Origin of the sequence: Prevotella sp. CAG:255 (genome assembly GCF_000431195.1) — a bacterium.
Classification (GTDB): Bacteria; Bacteroidota; Bacteroidia; order Bacteroidales; family Bacteroidaceae; genus Prevotella; species Prevotella rara.
Window position 1 is genome coordinate 191910 of the sequence record NZ_HF986861.1, and the last position, 16662, is coordinate 208571.

Here is a 16662-nt window from a genome sequence, read left to right on the forward strand (position 1 = left end):
CGCTTATTGCGGTGCCGTGGCATTATTGCTGTTGCTTTGCTGATTTGATGTGCTCCTGCGCGAAGTGCCACACCACGATGCCTGCCGTTACCGACACGTTGAGCGAGTGCTTCGTGCCGAATTGCGGTATCTCAAGGCAGCCGTCGCTGGCGTCAACCACCTCCTGGCGCACGCCCTTCACCTCGTTGCCCAGCGCGACGGCATAGCGTTGGCCTGCGTCGGGCACAAACTCGTTGAGCATGGTGCTGCCTTCACACTGCTCCACGGCCATCACCTTGCATCCCATGGCGTGCAGCTCGCTTACGGCTTCGGCAGCCGTCTTGAAGTAGCGCCACTCAACGCTGTCCTCAGCTCCGAGCGCCGTCTTGTGTATCTCTGCGTGGGGCGGACATGCCGTGATGCCGCAGAGCCACACAGCCTCTACGCGGAAAGCGTCGCACGAACGGAACACCGAGCCTACGTTATACAGGCTCCTCACATCGTCGAGCACCACGATGAGCGGCATCTTCTCAGAACTCTTGAACTCGTCTACCGTCAGACGGTTCATCTCCGTAACCTTTAACTTGCGCATCGATTCAAATTGAGAATTGATAATTGAGAATTGAAAATTATGATTTGACCAAGAAGGCGGAAATTATGAATTGTGAATTAAGAATTATGAATTGTCAATTCAAATGAATTCTTCACTCTTCACTCTTCGTTCTTCACTTTGAACGCCAGCGCATACATTCTGATCTGCTTGACCATAGCCAGCAGACCGTTTGAGCGGGTGGGCGAGAGGTGATCTTTCAGACCGATGCGGTCGATGAAATAGAGGTCTGTGTCGAGAATCTCCTGCGGTGTGTGTCCGCTCAGCACGCGTATCAGCAGGGCGATGATGCCCTTCACGATGAGTGCGTCGCTCTCAGCCGTGAAATAAATCTTGCCGTCCTCATAGTCAGCCTGCAGCCACACGCGGCTCTGACAGCCGTCAATCAGGTTACTCTCCGTCTTATACTTGTCGTCGAGCGGCTTCTGTTCGTTGCCCAGATCAATGAGCAACTGATATTTGTCCATCCAGTCGGTGAAGTCAGAAAACTCCTCAATCACCTCGTCCTGTGCTTCATTTATTGTCATAATATCCTTTGTTTTTTATGTGTTTATTTAATTCGTATGTCAAGGAGAAACCAATAGCTTCCGTTTCTATTCCGTCGTCATAAGCAGTTTTGCTCTTACGCAACAAGTCATTTGACTTTAACTCTTACGAAGAAAAACATTTGTCTTTTTTCGCTATGCTCAAGGAACTTCTCCTTAACTCCCAAGAAGAAAAGCATTTGACTTTAACTCCTTTAACTACTCTAACTCCTTTAACTCCTAAGAAAAATCAATATTTCGGCTCCACCTTAACCAGCTTAAACAGCTTGTCGCTCGGTCTCACCTTGTCAGGCACGCGGAACGATACGCGGGTGCCCTTCTGCGCTGTCTCAACGGCATGAGTGTCGTCGTGAATCTCCTCGACGGTTACATACATCACGCCCGTGGTAGGACCTGTTATAAGCATCTTGTCGCCTACAGAAAATTCGCACGCCTCGCACGAGAACTCAGCCACGCCGAGCTTAGAGAAATACTTGACGCCCTTGCCCACGTAAACCTTGCGCTCCGTGGCGTTAGAGCCATAGTTCTTGTTCCATTCGCCAAGGCGCTGTCCCTGGTAGTAGCCGTCCCAGAATCCGCGGTTGAACACAGTTGCCAGGCGCTCGTCCCACTCGTCCTTCTTCTCCTCGGTGAACGTGCCGTCAAGCACGCTCTGTATGGCCTCCTTGTAGCATTTCACCACGGTGTAGACATACTCAGGTCCGCGTGCGCGGCCCTCAATCTTGAACACTCTTACGCCGGCCTTCATCATGCGGTCGATGAAGCGCACCGTCTTCAAGTCCTTCGGGCTCATTATATATTTGTTGTCAATCTCTAGCTCCGTGCCTGTCTCCTTGTCCGTCACGATGTACGAGCGGCGGCACAGCTGCATGCACTCTCCGCGGTTTGCCGAGCGCGACGCGTTGTCAAGACTCAGATAGCACTTGCCGCTGATGGCCATGCACAGCGCGCCGTGGCAGAACATCTCTATGCGGATCTTCTTGCCCGACGGTCCGCAGATGTTCATCTGCTCAGCCTGCTCATGTATCTTTGCCACCTGCTCCATGTTCAGCTCGCGCGCCAGCACCACCACGTCGGCAAACTGAGAGTAGAACTTCAGCGCCTCGATGTTGCTTATGTTAAGCTGTGTAGACAGGTGCACCTCCTGGCCCACCTTCTGGCAGTAGGTCATCACGGCCACGTCGCTCGCTATCACGGCCGAGATGCCGGCCTCCTTGGCAGCGTCGATAATCTGGTGCATCAGCTCTATGTCGTCGTCATAGATGATGGTGTTCACCGTCAGATAAGTCTTCACGCCCCTTTCGCCGCACGTAGCTGCAATCTCGCGCAGGTCGTCAATGGTGAACGTGCTTGCCGAGTGAGCCCTCATGTTCAGCTTCTCAATGCCGAAATAAATCGAGTCGGCACCGGCCTGCAGTGCTGCCTGCAGGCTCTCGCGGCTGCCCACGGGCGCCATTATCTCATAGTCGGAAATGTTAGTGTCCATAACTTATTGTGAAATCTTGTTGTCAATACCCATTTGTCAAAGCCTTTCGGCCATTATAAAAAATGCCCGCCGTTAAAGGACGACGAGCCAGCCTCAATGTTTTCACAACGGAATAATCCTTATTGTGATTTGCTTAAAATTCTGTCTGCAAAGATACTAATAAAATGCTAACACTCAAACAGTTTTTTATATTTTTATCATATTTGCCCAATAGCCTGTTTAACCTTTATCGGTCGTAAGCCGGTATATGGTTTGTTTCTGCATGCAGATTGATGTTTCCTTCCATCTTTTTTACATATTGCTGTCTTGCCGTCTGCTATTTAGCAGGCATAACGGGCTATGTCTAGAAAATAGCGGACGGCAAGATATTCAATATAAAACGGCAATAAGGCTATCTTAGCTTCATTCCTATAAAAATAAGAATTTCTCTCCCGATTATAAAAAACTTAATATTTAGTCAGGCATTAAATCAGATTATCTGTTTGTCAACGTGTAATGTATAGCAAACTATCTTTCCGTCGGCTTTTTTGACGGTATATTCAACTTCTCCATTAAGGTTTAGCCCCTTTCGTTGTTCTTCCCATGTTATTTCTTTTACCGGACGGTTGTTTATGGTTATGATTATATCTCCAATTTCAATACCTGCCTTTTCTGCTATTCCGCCTTTGTATAATCCGTTCACTATCCATCCTTCATAAATATCCGTGCGGTCAAAAGTTGCCATATGGGTTACAGATGATTGCATGTACACTCCTTTATTCTTGTTGCGTTTCACCCACACTGAAGAGTTTTCCGGATCTAAGACAATATCGTATAACGACCATATTTTATTTCCAATCAGACCTAAATATGGCTTACCAAATGACAGAGCGCCTTTTTCATTAACAGAATAATCTATTACGATGTCTTTAAGTGTATCTGTCATACAGAATTGTGCGGCTCTTATAATAAACTGGTCAGAACCGCCGCCAATGCCGCCGGCTTGTGTCCTGAAGTATGCTTTCGGTATGTCATCAATATTCAGAGAAGATGCTGCCTCGTTAGTAAGACTGATTGAGGAACCACATCCTAAATCCATTCTGAACCATCCTTCCAAGGTGTTCTTCTCGTCAATCTGAAGTTTGGCCTTTACATCAATACGGTTTTTCTCAAATCGTGCGTCAAGTTTTATATAGTTATCAAGCAAATCATCTTTAAACGGTTTTTTAAGCTGTTTTATGTATCCTTCGCTAAAATTGATTTTCAGAGGAGATGTCAGTAGGTGAGTGTTGCCTAACAAGCCGTCGGTATGTCTGCCGAGAATGTCACGCAGCTTAATTATAGGAGTAATCTTGTTTTGATATTCCATATCGCCGCAGTGAATCTTGACGGGCTCGATGAATATCTCTACGTTTTGAGGTCCGCTGTTGCCTGCTCCCCCGATTTTGGCCCTGCCTTTTCTGCCGAAAGCATTTTGAAGATTATTTACTTTCAGATAATCTTGGTCTAAGTATAGAAAATCAGCCCCGGTGTCATAAATTAGGGTAACAGGTATGGTGTCATTAAGCGTACACTGAAAATACAGATGCCTGTCAAAGATAAATGGTATTGCCCCTTCAGGAATGGCCGCAATGCCTTTTAATGAGAAGAAAAACAGGAAGAGAGAAACAAAATATAGATTTCTTTTCATAGTCTTAAATATTTAATTAGTATTGTATTAATCTGAGATAAGCTGTCTCTATTATGTGCCGACGTGGCGTCTTTCCGTTTTAGGCAGCCGGCATGGTCAGTTTGCAGGCAGGCTTATTATGTTTCCGTTGAAGTTCTCCTTCATTCCCACTGCGGTCTCGGCCTGTTCCACCATCTGGTTAAGCTCCTTGTTGGGCTTCACCAATGCCGCCATGCTCAGGGAAGTTCTGTAGTAAGCCTTCTCCATGTCGTGCTTGCCCATAAGTCCGTATGCCTGCGCCGTGTTGAATATCGTGGCCATGCTGTTGCGGTTAAGTTTAAGCGCCTCACGCCATGCGTATATTGCCGACCAGTATTTGCCCTGCTTGTAGTAGCCCTCGCCCAATGCGCGCTTTACTACAAACAGCACCGTATGGTCGGGCTGCATCAGTTCGATTGATTTTTCCAGATAGTCAATGCCCTCGGCCACGCTGTCCATGTCAACACACACGATGCCGAGCCGGTAAAGGCATCCCGCATTTTGCATCTTGCTTTTTTCGGCTGCCTTGGTGAGCCATCTGCGTGCCATAGGGTTTTTGCCCGTCTGCATGTAGGCCATGCCGAGCGAGTAGACCGTATTATATGTTGAGTCGCCCAGTTCAAGCAGCCTGTTGTACGCATTTATAGCCTTGCCGTAGTCGCGCATCAGGAAGTTGGCGTCGGCATATTCGCGCAGCACGGGCAGACACGCAGAGTCTGTCTGCATATATCTGGCCGTAATGTCATAAGCCTTCTGCGGCGACGATATATTGTCGTCGCTGTTGTATATGTGTGCCATGTATGCCGTCACGATGCCGTCCATTGGGCACCTGTTAAGCAACCTGTTGCCCCATTCAATTTGTTTTGCCGTGTTGTCCATATATCTGTAGCAGTCAAACAGGCGGCGCATCGTCTCCGCAGTCAGACTGTCTGTGCCTTTCCTTGCCGTGGTTTCGAGCATTGCCGCGCATTTGCGGTATTCGCCACGCATAAACAGGCAGTGCGCCATTTTTTCCTTTATCGCGTCTGAGCTGTCTGTCTGCAGCGCCTCGCCGTAATATCTCATGGCGTTGAACGTGTCGTTTATCTTCATGCAACTGTCGCCCAGCGCTTCTGTTGCGTTATTGTCGGCTCTGGCTGAGGCTGCCGTCAGGGCCATTAGCAATAGTATAAGACTGATGATTTTCATGGCAATAAAATTTTTATTTTAGCGATATATTCTTTTCCTTATGCAGAAGGCAAATTTCTGTTCATGTTATGCAAATATAGCGAAAATATAAGAATGTAGTACAGAATACATTATTTTTAACTAAGTTATTTAGTTTATATTCATGGTCTTCATTGTTTGCCGTGTATTTTTCTTCGTCATGATATGCAGTTAAGCTTATTCTTGTATCACTCAGCATGATAATTTTTTTCATGGCATTATGTCTGCATACTGATACTTTCTGTTAAGGCTGTGATGCAAATACAACTCTTTGTAGAATAGTCGTGGCAAACATATTTTCTAATAATGGAAACGAAAAAAGTCTTTTTTACATAAAAACAGTTGTGGAAAATAGCATAATACGGGATATTTTGCTTAAATTTGCGTATTGATTTATAACCGAATAACAGCAGAAACAATGTTTACCAAAATCGAAATAGAGCGATTCAGAGGCATAAGGCATGCTTCTATAGAAGGCTTTAAGCAAATTAATCTTTTCTTTGGAAAGAATAATTGCGGAAAATCTTCATTATTGGAATCTTTGTTTTTAGCCAGTGGCTTGTCAAATCCATTACTGCCTATCAGTGTGAACATTATGCGTGGTTACAGCAAAGCACACTTGAATGATCTTAAGCTGGATTTCTATAATTTAGATTCAAGTCAACCTATCCATATCCGGATGGAAAATGAAGAGAAGCGTGATTTGAATATAAGCCTTTTTGAACAAAACCAAAACAATGTATCCATAAATGCTGATGACAAGAATATTCTTTCAAATGTTCAAGAAGGAAAATATGGATTAAGATTCGATTTTAAAATCAATGGTAAGCATTTTGAGTCACAAATACGTTTTAATTCTGCAAATTCAGCTGAAGCAACAAGTATTGTACCGAAACAATACGTTGAATCATTCAAATGCACATATTTAAATCCCAAGTTTGATTTTAACGCATCAATACAAGGTCTTAAAAATATTCTTCAGAATAAGGATGAGCACTTTATCGTAGAGGGGCTTAAAATAATTGAGCCGCGCGTTAAAGACTTTATATTTGCTGACAATGAAATGCTTGTTGACATAGGTCTCGCTAAGCGTATCCCTGTAAACATGATGGGTGACGGAGCAAGAAAGATTGTCTCTCTTCTGACTGCTGTATACGTTTGCAAGGACGGCGCTTTGCTCGTTGATGAAATTAGTAATGGCTTTCATTATTCAGTAATGTGCAGTTTATGGAAAGTTCTTATAAACGCAGCTGTCAGAAACAACACCCAGCTGTTTGTCACAACACACGATAACGACTCAATAAAAGGGCTGCGTAATGCAGCGTTAAACGAATTTGATGATATCGTGGCTGCTTTTAAATTGCTGAAAACTTCTGATGATGAATTAAAGGCATATCACTATTCTTTGGAAAGTTTGGATTATTCGATAAATCAAGAAATAGAAGTGAGATAAAAATGACTAAGATTTTCATCGAAGCCCGTAATAAGAATACCGCTGAATATCATTTCATCAAAACAATTCTGGACATATTTTTCCCGGAAAGAGATGTTAATTTTATATTCATGGATGGTATCGGAAACTTATTTAAAGAAGCTAATACTAATCAGATAAATCTTGCACAAGAGAGTGGTGAACAAGTTATAGTTCTCGCTGATGCCGATACTAAAGCTAAAGGATACGGGTGTGCCAAACGTAAAGCTGAAATAGACAAGGGCATGGCTGCCCATGCGCTATCATTCCCTTACTTTCTTTATCCAGACAATCATAACGATGGAAACGTAGAAGTACTCATGGAGAAAGCCGCACGGCACGATTTGCATTCTACATTCTTTGATTGCTTTGAAGATTACGAGAATTGTGTCTCTGGTGTAAAAGATGAGTCGGGCAAACCTAAATACAATGTGCCTGATCTGAAAGGGAAACTGCATACTTACATGTCAGCACAAAAATTACCGGGCAAATTGCGTAATAGATTCGGTTCTGGCGATTGGTTATTCGATAACAAAGATTATTGGAATCTTGATGTAGATGCCTTACAGCCCTTAAAAGATTTCTTGGATGAGAATCTTAAATAATATGAATAAGTAGAACTCACATTAAACTTATGAACGCCAAAAACACAGAGCATAAAATAAAGAATCAATACTAAATTTCGGCTGAAAGGACAGTTCTGGTATTTTCATTTCTTTGCAGAATTAGATAGCTTTTCGTATTTTAGAAACTCTCTCTCGAATAATGCCTTATCTTTGTCATATGAAAATTTTAATTTATTAATTTTTTGAGTATTGAGATCTTCATGTTTTAGCATTTCATGAAGAATATCCAGTTTTTTCTTAAGAAGAAAATGTTTTATTTCAGTATCGTCTAATTTCGAGCTGGAAGTATTCATGAATGATGAAATTAATGACATGGCCTTTTTCTTGACATGGACAGGTATATTATCATTCATTAATTGGATTATGTGTTTATCAATCCATAATGTGATGAACCGCTCCCTAACCAAGTCAAACGCGGCTTGATTAAATTCATACTTAAATGTTAAACCTATCAACTCATAATCTTTATAAAGAAAAGAGGAGATAAGTTCTTCTCTTTTCTTTGATAAAAGATTTATAATATATAACAAGTCATTATTGGATTTCTTCTGCTTGAGCATTTTCTACTTGAACATCATTTTTATTAGAAAGAGATAAACAATTAAACTGACTATCTATTTGCCTGTCAATAAAAGCTTGTCCAGACCGTGTAATCAAGTCTATATTATTGTTCATTTTTTGAATATCATCGTTAAGTCCAAGAAGAAATTGTGAAGTTCCATCGATAACACTTGCAAGTTTCTTTTGGGCATTTGTAATCATAATATCCATAATACGTTCATTGCTGGAAAACTTTTCAATAATTCTTTCAAATTCTTCCTCAGCATCTTTTTGAGCTTTGTCTTGGAGTGCTTTATATTCTTTAGTTTTACAAAGTATTAAGTCTTGAGCTTTTGCTCTTAACTCAATATCCATATTACCTATTGCTCGAATTGTATTTAATTGGAGTTCAGTTAACCTTTCACGATATGTAGCTACAGCTGCTGCAACGTCTTTCATTCGCTGAAATTCCTGATTCTTAATCCATTGATCTGTTTCAGCGTTGATTCTATTAATCTCTGTCTTCATTTTGATTTCGAGGTCGGCTTGATGCTTAGCCTCTTTCATGCGTAATTCAGACTTAACAGTTTCGACACCAGTCTGTTGTCTAATAGAACGTTCAACATCGCGATCCTTATTTGCTTCATTTCGATTGTTTTCCCACCTTTTTAATGGCTCTTTTGCCCAATCTTCAAGGATGCCCAATGGGCCTGTTATTGTTTTAAATACAGACCCAACAACTGATAAAATACTCATATCATTCTTTATTTATAACATCTGAAACATCTTTTTGTATGTCACCAAGAAGAGATATTACATGCTCTTCTGCTAATCTGCTAGAAAGTTTCAGGCTAGACGTGTAACTTGAAACAAGATCATAAATCCACTGTACCTGGCATTTGGGATCTATCTGAGTTTCTTTTAAAGAATTGCATACCTCCTTTAGTGTTGAAGAGAAAAACGTAGCTTCCTCTTTTCTGATTTCAGATTGAATTGTTGTTGCAAATTTGATTTCTTCTTTGTATTCTTTAAGAATATCGAGAAAATTTTTCTCGTGGGTATATAGTATGGACAACTTTTTATCACGTTCAGGATTTTCAACCTTTTCTACAATACTTTTTGCTAAATTTTCAGAAAAAATTTCAGAAATATTAGGAACTCTTTTTAATTCTTCTTCCGAACATAAAGACTTTACCAATATCTCAAATTCGGATTGAACAAACTTTTTAATTTCATCTTTAAAAGATGGTGAGTTGTAATTTGATGAAACTGACATAATTATAAATTTTTGATATTAATTATTAGAATGGAAGTATTTAAATGCTTAAGTAAGTCTTTTACAACTTCGTGTAATTTATTTAAGTATATTTTTATTAATAGAGATTCCAATATTTTGATTGTGACTAATTTGTACACTATTCAGAGATTGTATATATTTTTATGAGTTTCTCTGTCAACTGTTTGTTGGTGCAATGTTTTCAAGTCTTTTTCGTTGATTATATTGGGCATAAAATTACTATTATTTTTTTTAAGAGCAAAATATTATCTTTAAAATTTATATGATTTGGGATAAATACAGTAAATAATGCCTTAAATAGATAATTGTCAATCTACTGATTTTAGTGAAAACGATAAGGTTTATGTTTATACATAGAGTTGTAATATTTTACTGAATTATCCTATATAGAAGATACAGAAGCAAATGTTAATTTAAATATTCTATCACCTTAATATGTCAATGGTAAAAACTTATGACAAAAATATTTTTCAATCTGGAAAATGGAAAGTAAACGTATGTTAAGGAAATGGCAATAAGAACGTCACTTCATTAACATACGTTTGCAGACAAGCTGGCAAATGCCACTAAAATCAGTCATTTCTGGGCCTGAAGCCATAAGTTTGAGCTTCAGAAATGACACCTTTTCATCCGTAAACGGGCCACTTTTTATGCGTAAGTGGGCCGGTTATGTTTTTTAACACTTCTATTTTTCACTCTTATTTGCTGCAACTCCTTGTTAGTCAGTGTCTTAACAAAACGCCCCGTTTTTTGCCCTTTTCTGCCCCAAACCGCGGTATGGCGAAGAGCATGCGTGTTCTGAGAGCGTCAAATGGTCAGGAAAACATGAAGAAAGTTTACAAATTAGCTGCGCTATATTCATAAGATTTAATCTGAAAAACTGTTATAGTTTATTGCTTCATTAATAATATAATTGTTTATAACGCGGCTCGTAAAAAACATAGTTTTTATTTGTCGTTGCTCTCGCTTTTCACCATCTTTAAATAAGATAGTATTCGGCTCGGCAAAGCCAAGTTAAAAAACATAGTTTTTTATTTGCCATTGGTCTCGCTTTTCGCTATCTTTGTACATTAACTTAACTTGCAACTGATTTAATTGAAGATGAAACATATATTAGGACTAGACCTCGGCACCAACAGTATAGGCTGGGCTTTGGTGAAAAGTGAACAAGATTGTGACGATGTTGAGAGAATAAACGGTATTGAGGCTGCCGGAAGCAGAATAATACCGATGGACGCAGCTGTTCTTGGTGATTTTGCCAAGGGCAACACTAAATCGCAGACTGCCGACAGGACGGCGGCAAGAGGAATAAGACGCATGGGTGAACGGCATAAGCTGCGCCGCGAACGCCTTAACAGGGTGCTCGACGTAATGGGATTTCTGCCAGAACATTATTCTGCTGCACTTACGCGCTACGGCAAATTCAAGGACGGAGAGGAATGTAAGATTGCATGGAGAAAGGACGAGAGCGGTCAATGGACATTTGTCTTTGAAGATTCGTTCCGCGAGATGCTTGCCGACTTTGTAGCTCATCAGCCCGAATGGCTGGCCGGAGGACGTAAGGTGCCTTACGACTGGACTATATATTATCTGCGTAAGAAGGCTCTGTCGAAGCCTCTCACTAAACAAGAACTGGCCTGGCTGCTGCTCAACTTCAACCAGAAGCGTGGCTATTATCAGCTGAGAGGAGAGGATGAACATACCGATGATAAAGGCAAGCTCGTGGAATATTATGCGCTGAAAGTGGTCGGCGTTGAGGACACGGGCGATAAGAAAGGTAAGGACACGTGGTTTAACATCATGCTTGAGAATGGTATGGTTTATCGTCGTCCGGCTGCCGAGGCTCCCGACTGGATAGGCAAGACCAAGGAGTTTATAGTTACCACCGACCTTGAAAAAGACGGAACGCCGAAGAAAGACAAGGAGGGAAACATAAAGCGTTCGTTCAGAATGCCTAAAGAAGACGACTGGACTCTGATAAAAAAGAAAACTGAAAACGACATAGACAGGTCGGGCAAGACCGTAGGCGAATATATCTACGATGCGCTGCTGGCCGATCCAACTCAGAAGATAAGGGGCAAGCTCGTAAGAACCGTGGAGCGCAAGTATTATAAAGAAGAGCTGAAAAAGATTATCAACTCGCAGAAGCGCTTTATCCCCGAACTTAACGACAATGAGCTTTACGGCAGGTGCATAAGCGAACTGTATCAGAGCAATGACGCCTACAGGCAGTCTATATCGTCGTGCGACTTCACGTATCTTTTTGTAGACAACATCATCTTTTATCAGCGTCCGCTGAAGAGCAAAAAGTCTTTAATAGACAACTGTCCTTATGAGGAACATTCTTATACCGACAGTAAAACCGGCGAGGTGAAGACGGCTCCCGTGAAATGCGTAGCCAAATCCAACCCGCTGTTTCAGGAGTTCCGCCTATGGCAGTTTGTGCAGAACATCAGGATATTTGAACGGCAGAAGAAGATAGGCGACAGCGTGAAGACCGACGTTGACGTTACCGGCGAGTTTATAAAGAGCGCTGACGATGTGGTGAGCCTGTTCGACTTTCTCAACGACCGAAAGGACATAACGCAGAGCGTTTTGTTGGGAACATATTTCAAAATAAAGAAGCCCAAGGGCAAGGACAGCGATTATCCTTACCGTTGGAACTATGTTGAGGACAAGACATATCCGTGCAACGAAACACGCGCGCTGATTCTGAAAGGACTTAAAGATGCCGGCATAGACGAAGGCTTCTTGGATAAGGACAAAGAATATAGCCTGTGGCACATCCTTTATTCGGTTGAGGACAAGCAGGAGATAACAAAGGCCATGGAAAAGTTTGCCGCGAAAAACAGTCTCGGCGGCAAGTTTGCCGAAGTGTTCAGCTCGTTGCCTCCGTTTAATAAAAATTACGGCTCTTATTCAGAAAAGGCTATAAAGAAGCTGCTGGCACTTATGCGCACAGGCAAATACTGGAGTGCCGACGCCATTGACAAACACACGCTTGAACGTATAGACAAGATAATCAACGGCGAATATGACGAGAGCATAAGGACAAGGGTGAGAGAGAAGGCGATAAACCTGACGGATGTATCACATTTCAGAGGCTTGCCCCTTTGGCTGGCATGCTATATTGTCTACGACCGTCACAGCGAGTCGAAGGATATAACATGTTGGAACTGTCCGGCCGACATAGACCAATATCTTGACCACTTTAAGCAACACTCATTGCGCAACCCTATTGTTGAGCAGGTGGTTACCGAGACTCTGCGCACCGTGCGCGACATCTGGCGGCAGTATGGCAAGATAGACGAGATACACATTGAGATGGGCCGCGACATGAAGAATCCGGCCGACGTCAGGGCTAAGATGTCTAAGCGCATGATAGACAACGAGAACGCAAACCTGCGCATAAAGGCTATGCTTGCCGAGTTTGCCGATCCTGATTTCGGCATAGCCGGCGTGCGTCCTTATTCGCCGTCGCAGCAGGAGATGTTGAGGATATATGAGGAAGGCGCGTTGGAAAGTGTCGATGAAGTGCCCGATGAGATAAATGAAATAATAAGCAAGTTCAACCAGACAGACATTAAGAAGCGCCCAACTCACGGCGAGATAATTAAGTATAAGCTGTGGCTCGAGCAGAAGTATCAGTCGCCTTACACAGGGCGCACCATATCGCTTTCGCGTCTGTTTACCGACGACTATCAGATAGAGCACGTAATTCCGCAGTCGCGTTATTTCGACGACTCAATGTCCAACAAGGTTATATGCGAGGCAGAAGTAAACCAGCTGAAAGACCGCATGCTGGGCTACGAGTTCATCAAGGCACACCACGGCGAGAAAGTTCTGCTCAGTTCGGGCGAGACGGTCACCATACTTACGGCGGAGGAATATGAAAGACTGGTGCAGCTTAACTTCAGAAAGAATCCTGTTAAGATGAAGAAACTGCTCATGGACGACATTCCCGACAAGTTTATAGAGCGCCAGCTCAACGACAGCCGCTACATCAGCAAGAAGATAAAGTCGCTGCTCTCTAACATGGTGCGCGATGAAGGCGAGCAGGAGGATATATCGAAGAACGTGATAGCATGTAACGGAGCAATAACCGACAGGCTGAAACGCGACTGGGGCGTGAACGATGTGTGGAACCATATCATACTGCCGCGCTTTGAAAGGCTCAACGCTGTTACAGGCTCCGACCGGTTTACCACGACAAGCACCAACGGCCACACCATACCCGACATGCCGCTGAACCTGCAAAAGGGATTTAACAAGAAGCGCATTGACCACCGTCACCACGCCATGGACGCCATAGTGATAGCATGCACCACGCGCAGCCACGTCAACCTGCTCAACAACGAGGCTGCCATGTCTAAGAACAACGCCGTGCGCTATCAGCTGTCGCGCAAGCTGCGCAGATATGAAGACACCATGGTGACACGAAACGGCGAGACGCGCACCATTAGCGTTGCCCGCGAGTTCCTTAAGCCGTGGCCTACGTTCAATGCCGACGTTGAGAAGGCTCTGCGTGGCATAGTGGTCAGCTTTAAGCAGAATCTCAGGGTTATAAACAAGACGGTGAACAAATATCAGAAATTTGTCTACAACGAAGAGAAACACATAAAAGAAAAGAAGGCGGTAAGACAGGAGGAGCGCAACGGCAGGCATCTCCTTGCCATACGCAAGCCGATGCATAAAGACACGGTGTATGGCGAGGTGAATCTGAGGCGCATAAAGGAAGTGTCGCTCAAGGACGCTGTGGCAAATCCTAAAGCTGTTGTTGACAAAGACCTGAAGAAGAAGCTAATGGCAATGATAGAGCTGGGTTACGATCTGAAACAGATAACCAAGTATTTTGAAGACAACAAGGACGCATGGCAGGATGTAAATCTGAAGAAGATAAAGGTTTACTATTTCACCAAAGACACCGGCGACCGCTATTTTGCCACACGCTTTGGCAACGACCTCGTTACGCTGTTCAGCAAGATAACCAAGGCTGATGACGCCAAAAAACAGATAGAGCGGATAACCGACACGGGCATACAGAAAATTCTGAAGCGCCATCTTGAAGCCAACGGAGGCGACTGCCAAAAAGCATTCTCGGCCGACGGCATAGACGAGATGAACCGCAACATAACACAGCTTAACGGCGGCAGGCCGCATAAGCCTGTATATAAGGTGAGGATATATGAAAAGGCAGACAAGTTTGCCATAGGCACCAAAGGCAACAAGGCAGCCAAGTTTGTTGAGGCTGCCAAAGGCACCAATCTTTTCTTTGCCGTCTATCTGAAAGAATATGAAGACAGCACTACAGGCGAAACGATAAAGAAGCGGGTGTTCGACACTATTCCTCTGAAGACCGTTATAGACAGACTGAAGAACGGGCAGACTCCTGCCCCTGAAGAAAAAGACGGAGCCAAGCTGCTGTTTGTGCTTTCGCCTAACGACCTTGTTTATTTGCCAACGGAGGATGTAGTAAAGAACGGAACGATAAATAGGCCTTTGGACAAGAGGAGAATTTATAAGATGGTTAGCTGTACAGGAACGGAGTGTTATTATATTCCCTTTATAGTAGCTTCGCCAATAGTTGATAAGGTCGAATTTTTCTCTTTGAATAAAATAGGAAGAGCTATTACCGGCGAGATGATAAAAGAAATATGTATTCCTATTAAAGTTGACCGTTTAGGAAATATAACCGAGGTAAACAACGAAAAGATATGATTAAGCGCACACTATGTTTCACCAGTCCGGCATATCTATCTCTCCGAGACGCGCAGCTCGTAATAAAGCTGCCTGAGGTGGAGAAGAGCGACCTGCCGGACAGCATGAAGAGAGACAGCACAAGAACCATACCGGTGGAAGACATCGGTGTGGTTGTGTTCGACAACCGGCAAATAACGCTTACGAACGGACTGCTCGAGGCGCTGCTCGAAAACAACTGTGCCGTTGTAACCTGCGATTCGCGCGGCATGCCCGTGGGGCTTATGCTTCCGCTTTGCGGTAATACGCTGCAGAGCGAGCGCTTCAGTCGGCAGATAGAGGCATCGCTGCCGCTGAAAAAGCAGCTGTGGCAGCAGACTGTCAAGGCCAAGATTGACAACCAGGCGGCAGTGCTCGACAATATTTCGGGGATAGAAACAGGATGCATGAAGCGGTGGTCGGCCGACGTGCGCAGCGGCGACCCCGACAATCTTGAGGGGCGTGCAGCGGCTTATTACTGGAAACAGATATTCAGGGATGTTTCAGGGCTGTCGGGCTTCACCCGTGGCCGCGACGGCATGCCGCCTAACAATCTTCTCAACTACGGATATGCCATACTTCGAGCTATTATAGCCCGCTCGCTCGTGTCTGCCGGCTTGCTGCCCACGTTCGGCATACATCATCATAACCGTTACAACGCCTATTGTCTGGCAGACGACATCATGGAGCCTTACCGCCCCTATGTTGACAGACTTGTGTATGACATGGCGGCAGGACACGACACTGAAGAATATTCTGAACTGACGAAGCCGCTAAAGATGAAGCTGCTCTCCATACCTACGCTTGACGTTGTGATTGGCGGCCGGCGCAGTCCGCTGATGATTGCCGCGACGCAGACGGCAGCATCGCTCTGCAAATGTTTCAGCGGCGAACTGCGCCGCATTGCTTATCCCGAACTCTAATAAGAGTATGGCGGCTGGGCATTGACGAAATATGTTTCTAATAATCTATACTATGGACCGATTCAGCGAATACCGGGTTATGTGGATACTTGTATTTTTCGACCTTCCCACCGACACCAAGAAAGACAAAAAGGCTTACGCGCTTTTTCGTAAGAACTTGCGCCGCGACGGGTTCACCATGTTTCAGTTTTCTATCTATGTACGCCATTGCGCCAGCATGGAGAATGCCGCAGTTCACATAAAGCGTGTAAAGTCGTTCCTTCCTGAATTTGGCAATGTGGGCATCCTCTGCATAACCGACAAGCAGTTTGGCAATATAGAGATATTTTATGGGCACAAACCTGTAGAGCCGAATGCTCCGGGGCAGCAGCTTGAGTTGTTCTGAGACGGATGTTTTTTATAACCTCTTACAAATAAAAAATCCCGTCGTAAGACGGGATTCTCGTTTTATGCAAACATCATTTTTTGTTTTCTGATTTTCTTTGTATTTGTCTATGCATCAGATATTTACGCATATCGTGATGTTTGTTACTATGCAAAGATAAGAATTTTAAAG

General features: G+C 43.6%; 13 protein-coding genes. 5 read left to right on the plus strand and 8 right to left on the minus strand.

The features are described 5' to 3' along the window. Positions 1 to 22 precede the first annotated feature (22 nt). From QVO66_RS12775 to QVO66_RS12795, 5 genes are all read right to left on the minus strand, one after another. Positions 23 to 571, minus strand: a complete 549-nt coding sequence (locus tag QVO66_RS12775) for an RNA methyltransferase (RefSeq protein WP_021855887.1) — start codon at positions 569 to 571, stop codon at positions 23 to 25. A 119-nt stretch (positions 572 to 690) separates the two neighbouring features. Next, positions 691 to 1116, minus strand: coding sequence for a SufE family protein (locus tag QVO66_RS12780; RefSeq protein WP_021855888.1), 426 nt, complete (start codon positions 1114 to 1116; stop codon positions 691 to 693). Between the two features lie 247 nt (positions 1117 to 1363). After that, positions 1364 to 2620 (minus strand): peptidase U32 family protein, encoded by a 1257-nt coding sequence (locus tag QVO66_RS12785; RefSeq protein WP_021855890.1) that lies wholly within the window; start codon positions 2618 to 2620, stop codon positions 1364 to 1366. A 469-nt stretch (positions 2621 to 3089) separates the two neighbouring features. Further along, a complete protein-coding gene (locus tag QVO66_RS12790) occupies positions 3090 to 4289 on the minus strand; it encodes a PDZ domain-containing protein (protein ID WP_021855891.1) in 1200 nt (399 codons plus the stop codon). 96 nt (positions 4290 to 4385) lie between these two features. Further along, positions 4386 to 5495 (minus strand): tetratricopeptide repeat protein, encoded by a 1110-nt coding sequence (locus QVO66_RS12795; protein ID WP_021855892.1) that lies wholly within the window; start codon positions 5493 to 5495, stop codon positions 4386 to 4388. Positions 5496 to 5931: 436 nt separating this feature from the next. On the opposite strand from QVO66_RS12795, the gene QVO66_RS12800 reads away from it, so the two are divergent. Together QVO66_RS12800 and QVO66_RS12805 are read left to right on the plus strand one after the other, a co-directional pair. Beyond that, complete coding sequence (locus QVO66_RS12800; RefSeq protein WP_021855894.1) at positions 5932 to 6966, plus strand: AAA family ATPase; 1035 nt, start codon at positions 5932 to 5934, stop codon at positions 6964 to 6966. A 2-nt stretch (positions 6967 to 6968) separates the two neighbouring features. Beyond that, positions 6969 to 7589: a DUF3226 domain-containing protein gene (locus tag QVO66_RS12805; RefSeq protein ID WP_021855895.1), complete on the plus strand. Its 621-nt coding sequence runs from the start codon at positions 6969 to 6971 to the stop codon at positions 7587 to 7589. Positions 7590 to 7693: 104 nt separating this feature from the next. On the opposite strand, the gene QVO66_RS12810 is transcribed toward QVO66_RS12805, so the two are convergent. From QVO66_RS12810 to QVO66_RS12820, 3 genes are read right to left on the minus strand one after another with little or no spacing between them, the layout of a single operon-like run. Next, positions 7694 to 8170, minus strand: a complete 477-nt coding sequence (locus QVO66_RS12810; RefSeq protein WP_021855896.1) for a hypothetical protein — start codon at positions 8168 to 8170, stop codon at positions 7694 to 7696. Next, on the minus strand, positions 8145 to 8906 hold the full coding sequence (locus tag QVO66_RS12815; protein WP_021855897.1) for a hypothetical protein: 762 nt from the start codon (positions 8904 to 8906) through the stop codon (positions 8145 to 8147). The genes QVO66_RS12810 and QVO66_RS12815 overlap by 26 nt, the downstream gene beginning before the upstream one ends. Before the next feature lies 1 nt (position 8907). Further along, positions 8908 to 9426: a hypothetical protein gene (locus QVO66_RS12820; RefSeq protein ID WP_021855898.1), complete on the minus strand. Its 519-nt coding sequence runs from the start codon at positions 9424 to 9426 to the stop codon at positions 8908 to 8910. 1122 nt (positions 9427 to 10548) lie between these two features. Here QVO66_RS12820 and cas9 point away from each other — a divergent pair. From cas9 to cas2, 3 genes are read left to right on the plus strand one after another with little or no spacing between them, the layout of a single operon-like run. Further along, positions 10549 to 15165 (plus strand): type II CRISPR RNA-guided endonuclease Cas9, encoded by a 4617-nt coding sequence (gene cas9 / locus QVO66_RS12825; protein ID WP_021855900.1) that lies wholly within the window; start codon positions 10549 to 10551, stop codon positions 15163 to 15165. Beyond that, complete coding sequence (gene cas1 / locus QVO66_RS12830; RefSeq protein ID WP_021855901.1) at positions 15162 to 16106, plus strand: type II CRISPR-associated endonuclease Cas1; 945 nt, start codon at positions 15162 to 15164, stop codon at positions 16104 to 16106. Before cas9 ends, cas1 begins: the two co-directional genes overlap by 4 nt. A gap of 52 nt (positions 16107 to 16158) precedes the next feature. Further along, on the plus strand, positions 16159 to 16491 hold the full coding sequence (gene cas2, locus QVO66_RS12835) for a CRISPR-associated endonuclease Cas2 (protein ID WP_021855902.1): 333 nt from the start codon (positions 16159 to 16161) through the stop codon (positions 16489 to 16491). Positions 16492 to 16662 lie beyond the last annotated feature (171 nt).

Coding starts and splice junctions, on each gene's coding strand:
- QVO66_RS12775 (WP_021855887.1), bottom strand. CDS start 571: ATGCGCAAGTTAAAGGTTACGGAGATGAACCGTCTGACGGTAGACGAG.
- QVO66_RS12780 (WP_021855888.1), bottom strand. CDS start 1,116: ATGACAATAAATGAAGCACAGGACGAGGTGATTGAGGAGTTTTCTGAC.
- QVO66_RS12785 (WP_021855890.1), bottom strand. CDS start 2,620: ATGGACACTAACATTTCCGACTATGAGATAATGGCGCCCGTGGGCAGC.
- QVO66_RS12790 (WP_021855891.1), bottom strand. CDS start 4,289: ATGAAAAGAAATCTATATTTTGTTTCTCTCTTCCTGTTTTTCTTCTCA.
- QVO66_RS12795 (WP_021855892.1), bottom strand. CDS start 5,495: ATGAAAATCATCAGTCTTATACTATTGCTAATGGCCCTGACGGCAGCC.
- QVO66_RS12800 (WP_021855894.1), top strand. CDS start 5,932: ATGTTTACCAAAATCGAAATAGAGCGATTCAGAGGCATAAGGCATGCT.
- QVO66_RS12805 (WP_021855895.1), top strand. CDS start 6,969: ATGACTAAGATTTTCATCGAAGCCCGTAATAAGAATACCGCTGAATAT.
- QVO66_RS12810 (WP_021855896.1), bottom strand. CDS start 8,170: ATGCTCAAGCAGAAGAAATCCAATAATGACTTGTTATATATTATAAAT.
- QVO66_RS12815 (WP_021855897.1), bottom strand. CDS start 8,906: ATGAGTATTTTATCAGTTGTTGGGTCTGTATTTAAAACAATAACAGGC.
- QVO66_RS12820 (WP_021855898.1), bottom strand. CDS start 9,426: ATGTCAGTTTCATCAAATTACAACTCACCATCTTTTAAAGATGAAATT.
- cas9 (WP_021855900.1), top strand. CDS start 10,549: ATGAAACATATATTAGGACTAGACCTCGGCACCAACAGTATAGGCTGG.
- cas1 (WP_021855901.1), top strand. CDS start 15,162: ATGATTAAGCGCACACTATGTTTCACCAGTCCGGCATATCTATCTCTC.
- cas2 (WP_021855902.1), top strand. CDS start 16,159: ATGGACCGATTCAGCGAATACCGGGTTATGTGGATACTTGTATTTTTC.